Raw genomic sequence first — 14,936 nt, 5'->3', positions numbered from 1 at the left:
AATGACTATAGAAGTAATCGCAGTCGGAGGATATGAAGAAATTGGAAAAAACATGACTGCAGTAAAAGTAAATGATGATGTAGTAATATTTGATATGGGAATACACTTAGATCGTCTTCACATACATGAAGATACAGATATTTCGCGGATGCATAGTCTAGATCTAATTGAACGAGGAGTAATACCTGATGATACACTAATGCGTGAAGTAGATGGAAAAGTACGTGCAATAGTATGTACCCACGGACACCTAGATCACATAGGAGCTATAGCAAAACTAGCACACAGATATGAAGCACCAATTATTGCAACACCATACACACTAGCATTAATTGAAAAAACAATAAAAAGTGAACGTAAATTCAAAGTAAATAATCCACTTCAAGCACTAAATCCTGGTGAAAAACAACAAATATCACCAAATTTAACACTTGAATTTGTAAGAACAACTCATAGTATACCACAGACAATCACAGCAGCACTACATACACCAGAAGGAGTTGTAGTGTATGCAAACGACTTCAAATTTGACAACCACCAAATGGTATCACCACCACCTGATTATAGAAGATTCAGAGAACTCGGTAAAAAAGGTGTAAAAGCAGCAATTCTTGATACAACAAATATTAAAGAAGTACAACAAAGCAAAACTCACTCAGAAAAAATAGCACGAGATCTTATAAAAGATGTTCTAAAAGGACCACTCGATGAGAAAAAAGGACTTATTGTAACAACATTTGCAAGTCACATTGAACGTATTCAAGCAATAACTAAAATAGCAGAACGTAGTCGTAGAAAAATTATGATACTAGGACGTTCAATGGAAAGATACTGTTCACTAGCACAAGATATGGGAATATTAAATCTACCACGAAATGTAAGTTTATATGGAAACTCAAAAGCAATAAACAAAGCATTAGCACGAGCAAATGATAACAGATCAAAATACATGCTTATTGTAACAGGACACCAAGGAGAACCAGATGCACTACTTCCACGTATAGCAAATAATAAAACAAACTTTGAAATAAAACCAGGAGATAACGTGATATTTTCAGCATCTACAATACCAAATCCAATAAACCTTGCAAATCGTAACCTTCTTGATAGACGTCTTAAAGAAAGAGGAGCAAGAATCTATAATAACATACACGTATCAGGACACGCAGGACCTGAGGATATGCGTGACTTTATTCGTATGTTACAACCTGAACAACTTATACCAGCACACGGAGATATAAGTCATCTATCAGCATTTGTAGAACTTGCAGAAGAAGAAGGATATAAACTAGGAAATGATGTACACGTACTACGTAACGGACAAGCACAAGTATTTAACTAAAGAAAAAAAAATAATTTAAAAAAAAAATGAAATAATTGAGTAAGAGTATTTTTTTTATATTAATTAGAAAAAATACACATAATTCTCATATTATGATTTTTTTACTTTTTTTTTATAGATTAAAATAAATAAAAAAAATATTTTATTAAAAATGAAAGATATAAATATAAAATAAATAATACTTTATAAGATAAAAAAAATAATTTTTTTATAATATTTAATAATAAATTTTTAGGGTGATTAGATAATGGATATAATGGACATATTAAAAGCATATTCACATGATGTAGATGCACAAATTGAAAATATACTTTCAACACTAGAACCTGAAGAACTACGCGAATCTTCAATATACTTAACACGTGCAGGTGGAAAGAAAATAAGACCAGCATTAACCATGTTAAGTTGTCAAGCAGTATCAGGATCAACAGAAAAATCAATAAATGCAGCAGTAGCAATAGAACTTATACACACATTTAGCCTAATACATGATGATATTATGGATAATGATGATACAAGACGAGGACTTGCTGCTGTACATAAAGTATGGGGAGAACCAACAGCAATACTAGCAGGTGACACACTCTTTGCAAAAGCATATGAATCACTACTTCTTACAGCTGAAGATAACATACCATATGCAAAAGTATTAGATTCACTAAAAATACTAGTAGATGCATGTATAAACATATGTGAAGGACAAGTACTTGATATGTCATTTGAAGATACCTTTGATGTAGAACGTAGTCAATATACACATATGATCTACCAAAAAACAGGAGCACTTATAACAGCTGCAACAACAATAGGTGCAATCATAGGTGGAGCTACAGAACTACAAATTGAAGGACTAAGAAAATATGGTGAAAATATAGGAATAGCATTCCAAATACAAGATGACTATATTGACCTAACAGGTGATGATTCTATAGGAAAACCAGTTGGAAGTGATCTTGTTGAAGGTAAAAAAACCATTATGGTATTATATGCACTAGAAAAAGCAACACCAGAGGATCATGATAGACTAATTGAACTTCTTGAAGCAAATGATGAAAGTATTATTGATGAAGCAATGGAATTACTTAATAAATATGGTGCAATAAACTATGCAAAAATAGCAGCATATGATCATATAATTAAAGCAAAAGAAGCACTAGGTGTACTACCAGAATCAGAAGCAAAAGATATACTTAAAAAACTTGCAAACTATGTATATAATCGTAAAGTATAAAACTTTAAAAATCTTATAACATTGTTTTTTTACACTTAGTTTAAACACCCTAGAAAAGGAATAGAAAAAAAAACTTAATTGTTTTAATTCTTCTTTTTATCTTTTTTTTTACTTATTATTATCTTAGTATATCTTCTTAACTTTTTAAAATAAGTTTATAGTATTCACCATTTTTCTTAACTATGAAGTTTTATAAAATAAAAAACTTTAAATACAATTTTTTAAGTAAAATTTATAATAGTGTAGAAATTCAAATAAAATCAATACACTATAAAAAAAATTTACAAAAAAAAATATAGGAGACATAATATGTTAGATGAAGAAATGCAACAAGCATTAAATGACCAAATAAATGCAGAATTAGCATCAGGATACTTATACTTATCAATGGCAACATACTTTGAAGATGAAGACCTACCAGGTTTTGCAAATTCATTAAGAGTTCATGCTGAAGAAGAACTTGAACATGGAATGAAAATCTATGATTACATTATCCGTAAAAATGGTAGTGTAAAACTTCAAGCAATAGAAGAACCAAGACGCCAATGGGATGGAATTGTAGATGTATATGAATCAATCCTAGAACATGAAGAATTCGTAACAAGTCTAATAAATGATCTTGTAGATTTAAGTATAAAACTTAGTGATCATGCAACTAATCAATTCCTACAATGGTTTGTAGAAGAACAAGTTGAAGAAGAAGAACTTGCACATGAAGATCTAAGAAAAGTAAAAATGGCAGTAGATTCAAAACACTTATTATTTGAATTAGATCAACAATATGGATCACTAACAAATAATGATGAATAAAATTTATTAAACATTATCTTTTTTTTATAAGTCTTTATTAAAAAAAGAAAGGATGGATTTTTTTCTTACTTTTTTGATTAAAAAGAAAATTTCTTTTCCTTTTAAACTCATTTTATAAAAAAAATAGATATTTATCTTTTTTTTGAACTTCCTAAAAAAAATTAGTAAATTACACTTTTTTAAATAATTTATATACATGATACACAACTAAAAAATATAATATGTATCTTACTTATTTTAAATTACATAATAGTTATAATAATTTAATAACTTTAATGTAAATATTTAATTATTTTTACCTAATTATTTTTATTTTAAATGATATAATGGTATAAAAATGATATGATAAATTAAAGTATAAAAAATAATGAAAAATAAAAATATAAAATAGCATAATAAAAAAAATGGGAGATTAAATAATTACACAAAATAGAAATATAACACAACATTATCTAGAAGATAATAAAGGATCAATATACATAAAATGCTACAAAGCAGATATTATAGATGCACCAACTGTAATACTTTCACATGGCCTATCATTAAATCATACATTTATGATAAGCTATGCTAAGAAACTTCAAAAGATGAAAATTAATGCAATAGTATTTGACTTTCATGGAGGAGGATATGATACACTTAGCAGTGGACGAATAGAAGATATGTCACTACTAACAGAGATTGATGATTTAAATAATGTAATAGATTATGTTAAAACATGGGATTTCATAAATCCAGATAAACTATACCTGGCAGGACATAGTCAAGGAGGATTTATAAGCTCAATAGTTGCAGATAGAAGATGTGATATAAATGCAATATTTCTCTTTGCACCAGCATATGTAATCTTAGATGATGTAAGAAATACTAAAAATATGCGTCCTAAAAATGTTTTAACACTCATGGATGAGCTGGGTGATAAATATATAAATGATGCTAAGAAAATAAAACTTCCTGATGATATAAGAGGATATACTGGTGATGTTTTAATATTTCATGGAAAACTAGATGAACGTGTACCAATTAAGTATGCTTATGAAGCATTTAATACATATAATGATGATAATTGCGAACTTATAATATTTGATGATGAAGAACACAGATTTACAGATAAAACAAAAGATATTGTAGTTGAAAAAATTAAAGAAAAAATAGATATGATCTTAAATATAAAATAGGATGGAAGATAAAATTAATACAAACTTTTCCACCCTAAAATAATTATACTTATTTTTTTTTAGTTTACTTTATTAACATTTAAATTTTTATTATATCCAAATTCATATAGTTCATTTGAATTTAGATCTACATTATGCATATTTACAGCATTTATTCCATAGCTTTTATATGATTTATAGTAGTATATTCCTTCTTCTAAATCCATACATGATGAATATAGTGTATAATCTTCATTTTCTTGTTCTATTACAGATCCTTTTGGTGCTGCTACATAATCAAGCATGTGGAAAAATTGTGATATTCCAAGTTCTGTATTCTCAGGTTCTTTTGTGTTTGCCCGAATATATGCTAGTCTTATGAAACGATCAACTCCACCTGCACCACCTGGCATTCCTTTAGTTCCTGCACCAATACCTATTGTATGAAGATCTGCATTACTCCATTTTACATCTTCTGGTTGTTCTGGTTTAAGTCCAATATATTCATTAAGATTTATCATATGCCAGTCAAATCCAGGAGAATTTGTAAGTATACCTACTGGATTATCATAAACATTTAATTTTTCACATGTTTTTTCAACAACTAGACTTTTTCCAGTTTTATCTGATATAAACCAGTGAAGTGTTGATACTCCTACTTTATCATTAAAAGGTATATCAACAAGTTCTATGTTTTCAAGTTCACTTTTTACTTCATCTACAGTTTCAAAGTTTCCAAGTAACCATAATGGAAGTTCATATGGTGTAAGGTTAAATTTATCATCTACAGGCTCTTTTTCAAATGATGCATAGTGTGGGAAGTTTAATCCTGCAACACCTAATCCTGCTTCATTACATCCATCAGCTATTAATGGATAATTATCAATAACTGTTGCCATTGTTATTATAGCATACTTATTTTCAATTTTATCATTATTTGCTTTAAGATTGAATGTATATTTTCGTGGTACAACTACTACTTGTTGTCCAAATTCATATGATAAATCCATATTTCGTCCAAAGAGATGTTTATCATCTTGTGTTTTTAGTGTTAATCCACTGCACATTGTTAGTTTTCCTCCTATATTTTTTAAAATTTTTATTTTACTTATTTAATCTAAAAAAAATAATATTATTTTTTATTTAATTATTTTTTTATTTCATAAGGTTATATTTTAAATTATTAATCTATCTTTTTTTTATGAAAAAAATTAATACCTCTTTTAAATAACCTCTAATTTATTCATTTTTTTAGATTTTTTTTAGTCTACTTTTTTTCCTTTTACTGCATTTAATACATCATAACATCGTTTGCATAAGAATCTAGGTAGGGTGATATCTAATTTTTCTGAAGGGAATGGATATCCTCCAACCCACATATCTAGTTCTTCGTGTATAAGATGGTCTTTACATAAGCCCATACCACAAACTATACATATTGCTACAGCTTCTGTATCTTTTCCTTCTTGTTCACATACATAACATTTCATTTTTAATTACCTCCTACTCCATGTTTTATCATTAGTAGTATATAATCATTCTTTTAATAAAATAGAAAAAAATAATAAAAATTTTAATAATAACTTTAAAAAAAATGAATACTTGATTATAATTTGATAATTATAATAAAAATTAATAAAATAAACAAATAAAATTAATATAAAATCTTAAAAAAAATAAATAAAAAAAAGGGTGTTGATTATTTTTATTTTTAATATAAGAAATTATTATCTTATAGCAAGTTTAATATCTTCAGCTTTCACTGTTTTACGACCTGCATGTCTTGCAAAAGGAACAGCTCTTCTTCCTACTTCTTCTCCAATCTCTTCAAGTATAATTGCTAATTCAATTTTAGCATCTTCTCCCACTCTAGTTGCTCCAGCATCTTTTAATATTTTTCCCATTGTTGATTTTGGTAATTCTGTCATAATTCACCTTCCTTTTTAAATTAAAAAAATTACTTATCATTGATTTTATACCTTTACTTATTTATATTAAGTTATATAATCTTTTTTAAAATAAAAAACAAAAAAAATTATCAAATAAAAATAAATTAAAACGCCTAAAATTCTTTTAATTATAATATAACTCATTTAAAATTGTTAAATAGAAATATACTTTTTTTGTTGTGTTTATACAATATTTAAATATACAAACAAACATAAATATATAAGATACAACAATAATAAAGAAAACATTCAAATTTACTTTAATTAAAGGAGATCTGAAATATGAAAAGAAAAATCATATTATTTCTATTATTGTGTTTTATAACTCTTGGATTAAATACTGTAATGGCAACATCAGATGAAAATCCCATAGCATCAGATAATAGCCATACTACTATAGAACATGAAATCCATGATGAAAACAACATACAACAAACAATAAACACCACAAAGACACAAAACAATTTTAAAAATACAAAGAAAGAATCAACAACACAACAAAATAACTACTATATAAATCAAAACAAAACCACAACAAATGAAGGAACACAAGAAAATCCATGGGAAAAAATAACACAAGATGAAATAGAAAAAGCACAAGATAACAGCATAATACACCTAACAGAGGGAATCTACAACATAACACAACTTAACATAAATAAAAATATAAAAATAGTAGGAGAAAATCCAGAAAATACAATTATAACAAATCCCAATACACAACTAACACCACAATTCATAACTACAATGAATTTAACACTAGAAAATCTAACAATAACAGGATCAAAAGATACAGTAATAGAAAACAGAGGAAACCTAACACTAAATAATGTAATATTTACAAATCATACATCAACATACAACACACATGGATGCATATACAATTATGCAAACATAACAATAAACAATGCAACATTCAAAGACATATCATACTACGAAGGATCAATAATACATGATGCACAAACCACATATAATGATCAAATCATAATAAACAATACATTATTTTCAAATAACAATGCAACATACAAAGCAGCCCTATTTTATATAACCAATACTAATTTTAATATATATAACTCAAACATTACAACAAATACAAATAGCAGTGTAATTGAACTAATACACATACAAAATAACAACAACATTCTAGAAAATCTACAAATCATAGATAATATAATAAACCACTCACTAATATACCTACAAAACACAACAACCCAGATGAACAACATAACATTTAAAAATAACATAGCAAAATTATATGCAGCATCAATACATGCAGATAATTCTAACATAACAATAAATAACACACAATTTATAAACAACCAAGCACAAACAAACGCAGCTGGAGGAATATATTCATATAACACAAATCTTACAATAGATAATTCAAACTTCACACAAAATCAGGCAAAAATAGGAGCAGCACTAACCATATATAATGGAACAGCAAAAGAATTTACATTCATAAAAAATCCTGCAACAACAATAATAAACAACACAATATTTAATGAAAATAAAGCAAACTATGCAGCTGTAATATACAATGAATACAACACACTAACAATAGAAAATACTAACATAACAAACAACCAGGCAAACTATACAGCAACAATATATTCAGATCAAGCAAATATTAAAATAAAAAAAAGTCAAATCCTAGATAACATAGCAAATAACACCGGAGTAATATACCTATACAACTCAAATATAACTTTAGAAAACAACATCATAATAAATAATAAGATGAAAAACTATGTTGATTTATACATTCCATATTCAAAACTAACAGATAAAAACAACACATACACAACCCAAAAATCAATAATAACACAATATGAACCAAAAATAACAGAAGAAGCAATAATATATACACATACAAATACAATATCACCTGATAAATACCCATCATATTATAATCTTGCAGATGAAGGATATGTAACATCAATTAAAACACAATCAACAGGTGGAAACTGCTGGGCATTTGCAGCAACAGCAACACTAGAATCATGCATACTAAAAGCAGGAGGACCACAACTTAACTTATCTGAAAATAACATGAAAAACCTCATGGCAATGTATTCAAAAACCGGTTGGACATTCATACCAAACGATGGTGGATTTGACACAATGGCAATGGCATATCTTATAAACTGGATAGGACCAATACTTGAAGATGAAGATATATATGATCCACAAAATCAAATATCAGCACAACTAATGAACCTAATTGAAGTAAACAACATCTATGCTATAGCAACACGTGATAATCCATTAGACAACAATCAGATAAAAGATGCAATCATGAAATATGGAGCAATATATACAAATATCTTCACAGGATATTCATATAATGGATATAACCTATATTATAATGATTCAAATCGTGTAAATCATGCAGTAACAATTGTAGGATGGGATGATAACTACAGTCATGAAAACTTTGCAAAAACACCACAAGGTGATGGGGCATTTATCATCAAAAACAGTTGGGGAAACAACTCAGGAAACAATGGATACTTCTATGTATCATACTATGACACATCAATACTCCAACAAGTAGATGACATGATGAATGTTGGAGGATTTACATTTATTCTAACAAACAATGACATAGACAAACAATACCAATACGACTATGGAGGAGTAACCTACTGGAATTGTGAAGATAAAAAACAAATAACATACCAAAACACATACACCATGACAAATGATGAAACACTAAAAGCATTTGGAACCTACATCTATAATACTCAAGCAAACAACAACTACACAATAAAAGTAACTGTAAATAACAAAACAATCACAACAGAAAATGGAACATTTAACAAAAACTACATCTATCAAACAATAGAATTTAAAAATCCAATAGAAGTATTTGAAAATGATAATGTAACACTAACACTAACAATAAAATCAAACCAAGAAACAGCAGCACCAATGTCAGTAGATGACTATACACGTGTAATAACAACAAGCAACTCAACTGTAAATAATGATACATTTAGCAATGCTGTAGTATCACTAAAACTATACACAAAAACAAGTACAGATAAACTAAAAACAACACTAAAACAAAACCCAATAAATACAACAAAAATAAACCAGACAATAGAAATCTCAGGACAACTAAAAGATGAATATGGCATACCACTAATTAATCATGAAGTAACAATCATAATAAATGATAATATCAGACAAACCACAACAATAAACAACCGTGGAGAATATAAAATAAACTACACACCAAATAAAGCAGGAAAAAACAATATAACAGTAATATTCAGAGAAACACAAGAGTACAAATCAACACAAATAAACACCACATTTAATGTAGAAAAACTAGATGTAAATATAAAAGTTAAAGAAATACATGCAACTATAGGTGATGAAATAACACTTGAAGCATACATAACTGATGAAAATAACAATCAAGTAAAAGAAGGACGATTAGTATTTAAATTCAATGGAGTAACACTACGTGAAGATAATACATTTAACTCATCAAAACCATCACAAGTATTTAGAGTAGAAAATGGAAGTATAATTCACAACCTAAAAGCAACATCAACCATAAATGATGCAAAACTAACAGTAACATACTCAGGATCAAACAACTATAACCAAGCAGTATCTAATCCTGTGATAATATATCTAGTTGAAGATAATAAAACAATTAAAAACTACTCATACACATACCATGAAAACGTACATGGATACATAGACTTAGTAAATCAGATAAAAAACTATAAGAACACAAACAACTACACAGAATTTGATATAATAACAATGAACCTAACACGAGGAAACTACAACGTATCAGAACCAATAACTTGGGGAAATGCAAGTCTTAAAACACTCAGAATCTTTGGAAATGGAATACTAATAGATGCAAATAAAAAATTTAACTTTATAACAGTAGCTCCAGGATATGTAGTAGAACTTCACGGCTTTAAAATACGATATGCAACTTCAGATAGGGGATCTGTAGTATATAACAATCATGGAACACTAAAAATATACAGCTCAATATTCCTAAATAACACAGCCCAAAACGGAGCTGTAATATATAATGACCATGGAGATGTATTTATACAAAACTCATCATTTTCAAACAACAAAGCAACAAATGGTGGATGTATATACAACAACAATGGAGAAACACATATAACAAATGCATATTTTTCATATAACAATGCAACACGTGGAGGTGTAACCTATATAATAGGAAATACAATAATAATAAATTCCACATTTAAAAACAACCATGCAAATAGTAATGGTGGAGTAAACTACAATGATAATCAAAACCTAACAATTACAAACTCAAACTTCACAGAAAATAGTGCATCAAACTATGGAGGATGTAACTACAACAATAACAATGCAAAAATGAACATAACCTCATCACAATTTACACAAAACCAGGCACAAAATGGTGGAGTAAATGCAAACTATGGAAGTTTAACCATAAAATCATCAAACCTAAATAATAACAAGGCAACACGAGGTGGAGTAAACTACAACTTCCGTAACTTACAAATCATCAAATCAACATTCAAAAACAACAAAGTAACAACAAATGGTGGAGTAAACTACAACGACAAAGGAACAATAACAATAAATGACTCAACATTCGAATCAAACATAGCAAATGGTAATGGAGGAGTAAACTACAACAACAACGGAAACATGACCATAACATTATGTAAAAACAACAAAAACATAGCTATCAGAGGTGGTGTAAACTACGATTATGGTACAATGACAATCACAAATTCAACATTCACACAAAACAAAGCAACAATCAATGGAGGATGTAACTTCAATGATAAAAACACAATGACAATCACAAACTCAACATTCACACAAAATAGTGCATCAGACTATGGAGGATGTAACTATAACAACAACCAACTAAACATGAACATAACCTCATCACAATTTACACAAAATAAAGCAACAAACGGTGGAGTAAATGCAAACTATGGAACAATGATCATAAGATCATCCAACCTAAATAACAACAATGCATCCAGAGGTGGAGTAAACTACAACTTCCGTGACCTACAAATCATAAAATCAACATTTAAAAACAACAAAGTAACAACAAACGCAGCAGTAACATACAACGATAAAGGAACAGTAACAATAAATGACTCAACATTCGAATCAAACACAGCAAGTGGTAATGGTGGAGTAAATTACAACAATAATGGAAAAATGACAATAACACTATGTAAAAACAACAAAAACACAGCAACACGTGGTGGAGTAAATTACAACTATGGAACAATGACAATAGACAAATCAACATTTACCCAAAACACAGCAACAATGAATGGTGGATGTAACTTTAATGATAAAGGAACACTTACAATGAAAAATACTAATGCAACAGGAAATACAGCACAACGTGCAGCAAATACATATAACAACATAAATTGTATTCTAAAAATAGAAAATCTAAAATCACAAAATGAAAAATCTACACTTAACACAACAAACATTCTAAACTATGGTAAATTACTATCATAAATAAGAGTACGTCAAAATAAAGACTAATCTCCCCTTATTTTTCTTATTTTAAAAGTTAAACATCTTATTTTTTAAAAATATTTATATTAAACAAGAATTAAATAATATAATTATATTTAATTTATTTATATGAGAGAATAAAAGACAATGAAACACAATAAACAGATATTCTTCCTCATTACAATAATAATACTAATTTTAACACTAACAAGTATAAATGCTGTAAATGACACAGATACAACAACTACACTTACCAAAGATACAACAACTAATACAGCAGATATAGCAGATGTTAAAACAAACACACAAAGTAATGAGAAGAAAATAGAAAAAATACAAAATAATAATGAAAAAATAATAGAAAAAACTCAAAACAAAACTACAAAAACAATACAAAATAATAAAAATACAACAAATAAAACAGCTAAAACTTACTCACAATACACATATGGATATCAGGACTTATACAATAAAGTACAAAAAGCAAAAACTGGTACATTCTATCGTAATGATGTATATATGTACCTAGAAAGTGGAAATTATAACATAACACAGCCAATATACTGGGGAAATTCTACTACAAGAATTCTTAAAATTTATGGTAATAATCATCTCCTAGATGGAAATAACTACCAAAATTTCATCACAGTTGAAAAAGGATATTCTCTAGAATTAATTGGCTTTAAAATAAGATGTACAAATGCACAAAGAGGATCTGTAATATACAATAAAGGTACAGTTAGTATATATAATTCAATATTTCTAAATTCAACAGCAACAAATGGTGGAGTAATCTACAATGATGGTGGAACCCTAAATATTTATGAATCATCATTTTCTAATAATTATGCAACCAATGGAGCATGTATTTATAACAATAGAGGAAATGTGTATGCTGAGGATACTTATTATTCATTTAATCGTGCTATGCGTGGAGGAGTAAGTTATAGTACAGGAAGTTACACACTTAGAAACACCACTTCAAAAAATAATTATGCATCAGTTAATGGTGGAGTAAACTATAATGATGGTGGAAATCTTCTCATTTCTAATTCAAAATTCCTAAATAATGAAGCTTACAACTATGGTGGTGTAAATTACAACAATAAATACATGGCAAACTTAAACATTACCTCATCTCAAGCTACAAATAATCAGGCAGGTAATGGTGGAGTAAATGCAAACTATGGAAGTATGATGATACAATCATGTGATATGAATAATAACTATGCTACACGTGGAGGAGTAAATTATAATTTTAAAATACTAGAAATTAAAAAAACAACATTTAAAAATAATCAAGTATCAACAAATGGTGCAGTAAACTATAATGATAAAGGAAAGATAACCATATCAGATTGTACAAACCGTGAAAACATAGCATCAGCAAATGGTGGAGTAAATTATAACAATGTTGGAAGAATCAATACCTATTACACAAAACACATTAATAACAAAGCAACACGTGGTGGTGTAAATTATAATACTGGAATTACAACACTAGATTATTCAAGTTTAACAAATAACTATGCATCAGCAAATGGTGGGGTAAATTATAATGATAAAGGAACATTATCACTAAATAATGTTAACTCAACAGATAATTCAGCATATCGTGCAGCAAATACATATAATAACAAAAATGGAATATTCTATGCATACTATTTAACGTCAAAAAATGAAAAAGCAGACATAGATGCTGATATTATTGTAAACTATGGAACAGGTAGTTTATCATATAATAAATTTATACAAACAAATTACAAAAATAGTATACTAATACTTTCAAAAAATTCAATAGAAAAAGAACATAACATAATAAATCTAACAAATAATACAAAAATAACAAAAGGAGTTACAACAACATTCAAATCACCAGTAATAGATACTTATACATCAGATATTAATATTTACATTGGATCTGATCATATTGGAGAACTAACAAAAAACTCAAAAGGTACAGCACAAACAACATATAAATTTACAACAACAGGATTAAAATCATTTAATATCTACTATCGAGGAGATTTATATGACATATACATAAATCAAGAAGTAGTATTATCAGGACCTAGCTCAACACCAATATCATCATCACAAAGTTATAATGTATATTCTTATAGTGACCTGTTAAATGCTTTTAGAAGTATTAAATCATCATCCTCAAATAAAGAATGTGTAATTAACATTTATAAAGATCTTAAAATAACCACAATGGTAATTTGGGGTGATTCATATAATGTCAAAAAAGTTACAATAAAAGGTAATAATCATGTTATCAATGGTCAAAACAAGTATAAATTCATAAGTGTAAAATCAGGTCATACACTTAATCTTGAAAATGTAAATATACAAAACTGTAACTGTGTCAACTATGCAGGCTCTGAAAATAATGGTGGAGCAATAAGTAATAAAGGAATATTAAATATTAAAAACTCAGCATTTAAAAACAATAAAGCAAACTATGGTGGAGCTATACTTAACTATGATCAAGGACTAATAACTATTACAGGAACAACATTTACAACAAATGAAGCAACAATGCATGCAGGAGCAATATATAATAATGGTAAAAAATTAAATATAACAAGTTCAACCTTCACAGGTAATGATGGACTAACAGCAGATATATATAATCAAGATGAATGTATAGCATATATAACATCATCTACATTTAAAACATTATCTAATAAAAATTATAACTTCTATTATGATATCCTTAATCTAGGATACATAGAACTTAACAATAATTTATTCCAAGTAAGCAGAAGTAATTACTATTATTATGATTTAATCTATAATGATAGAACTGCATATCTATTATCAAACACATACACAGGAAATCTGAAAACCATAGTAAATGATGGATACATGGATAGAAATGATAGATAAAAAAAATATTATGATGATAAAAT

General features: G+C 27.8%; 9 protein-coding genes. 6 read left to right on the top strand and 3 right to left on the bottom strand.

The window, feature by feature from the left end:
• Nucleotide 1: 1 nt before the first annotated feature.
• From MSCUN_RS06740 to MSCUN_RS06725, 4 genes are all read left to right on the top strand, one after another.
• Nucleotides 2–1,342, top strand: a complete 1,341-nt coding sequence (locus MSCUN_RS06740; protein ID WP_095609265.1) for an RNase J family beta-CASP ribonuclease — start codon at nucleotides 2–4, stop codon at nucleotides 1,340–1,342.
• 247 nt (nucleotides 1,343–1,589) lie between these two features.
• Nucleotides 1,590–2,573 carry a short chain isoprenyl diphosphate synthase IdsA gene (idsA, locus tag MSCUN_RS06735; protein ID WP_095609264.1) on the top strand — a complete coding sequence of 328 codons (984 nt, stop codon included), beginning with the start codon at nucleotides 1,590–1,592 and terminating at the stop codon, nucleotides 2,571–2,573.
• 309 nt (nucleotides 2,574–2,882) lie between these two features.
• On the top strand, nucleotides 2,883–3,383 hold the full coding sequence (locus MSCUN_RS06730; RefSeq protein WP_095609263.1) for a ferritin: 501 nt from the start codon (nucleotides 2,883–2,885) through the stop codon (nucleotides 3,381–3,383).
• A 416-nt stretch (nucleotides 3,384–3,799) separates the two neighbouring features.
• Nucleotides 3,800–4,561: an alpha/beta hydrolase family protein gene (locus tag MSCUN_RS06725; protein ID WP_338041736.1), complete on the top strand. Its 762-nt coding sequence runs from the start codon at nucleotides 3,800–3,802 to the stop codon at nucleotides 4,559–4,561.
• Nucleotides 4,562–4,620: 59 nt separating this feature from the next.
• Here MSCUN_RS06725 and bsh read toward each other — a convergent pair whose 3' ends face one another.
• The 3 genes from bsh to MSCUN_RS06710 form a co-directional block, all read right to left on the bottom strand.
• Nucleotides 4,621–5,607, bottom strand: coding sequence for a choloylglycine hydrolase (gene bsh, locus MSCUN_RS06720; protein ID WP_095609261.1), 987 nt, complete (start codon nucleotides 5,605–5,607; stop codon nucleotides 4,621–4,623).
• Between the two features lie 195 nt (nucleotides 5,608–5,802).
• The gene (locus MSCUN_RS06715) at nucleotides 5,803–6,030 is read right to left on the bottom strand and encodes a DUF2180 family protein (protein WP_095609260.1); all 228 of its coding nucleotides are present in this window, start codon (nucleotides 6,028–6,030) and stop codon (nucleotides 5,803–5,805) included.
• 237 nt (nucleotides 6,031–6,267) lie between these two features.
• Nucleotides 6,268–6,468, bottom strand: a complete 201-nt coding sequence (locus MSCUN_RS06710; protein ID WP_095609259.1) for a histone family protein — start codon at nucleotides 6,466–6,468, stop codon at nucleotides 6,268–6,270.
• Nucleotides 6,469–6,771: 303 nt separating this feature from the next.
• Between MSCUN_RS06710 and MSCUN_RS06705 the strand changes: the two genes are divergently transcribed.
• Nucleotides 6,772–12,021, top strand: coding sequence for a C1 family peptidase (locus tag MSCUN_RS06705; protein ID WP_095609258.1), 5,250 nt, complete (start codon nucleotides 6,772–6,774; stop codon nucleotides 12,019–12,021).
• 147 nt (nucleotides 12,022–12,168) lie between these two features.
• Complete coding sequence (locus tag MSCUN_RS06700) at nucleotides 12,169–14,913, top strand: hypothetical protein (protein ID WP_109583028.1); 2,745 nt, start codon at nucleotides 12,169–12,171, stop codon at nucleotides 14,911–14,913.
• Nucleotides 14,914–14,936 lie beyond the last annotated feature (23 nt).

It is taken from the genome of Methanosphaera cuniculi, from assembly GCF_003149675.1.
Lineage (GTDB): Archaea > Methanobacteriota > Methanobacteria > Methanobacteriales > Methanobacteriaceae > Methanosphaera > Methanosphaera cuniculi.
Note: the sequence above shows the minus strand (reverse complement) of the source record. Positions and strands in the feature narration are given on the sequence as shown.

Excerpts from the sequence above, each read along its gene's own strand:
- idsA (WP_095609264.1), top strand. The coding sequence starts at position 1,590 with ATGGATATAATGGACATATTAAAAGCATATTCACATGATGTAGATGCA.
- MSCUN_RS06705 (WP_095609258.1), top strand. The coding sequence starts at position 6,772 with ATGAAAAGAAAAATCATATTATTTCTATTATTGTGTTTTATAACTCTT.
- MSCUN_RS06715 (WP_095609260.1), bottom strand. The coding sequence starts at position 6,030 with ATGAAATGTTATGTATGTGAACAAGAAGGAAAAGATACAGAAGCTGTA.
- MSCUN_RS06710 (WP_095609259.1), bottom strand. The coding sequence starts at position 6,468 with ATGACAGAATTACCAAAATCAACAATGGGAAAAATATTAAAAGATGCT.
- MSCUN_RS06740 (WP_095609265.1), top strand. The coding sequence starts at position 2 with ATGACTATAGAAGTAATCGCAGTCGGAGGATATGAAGAAATTGGAAAA.
- bsh (WP_095609261.1), bottom strand. The coding sequence starts at position 5,607 with ATGTGCAGTGGATTAACACTAAAAACACAAGATGATAAACATCTCTTT.
- MSCUN_RS06730 (WP_095609263.1), top strand. The coding sequence starts at position 2,883 with ATGTTAGATGAAGAAATGCAACAAGCATTAAATGACCAAATAAATGCA.
- MSCUN_RS06700 (WP_109583028.1), top strand. The coding sequence starts at position 12,169 with ATGAAACACAATAAACAGATATTCTTCCTCATTACAATAATAATACTA.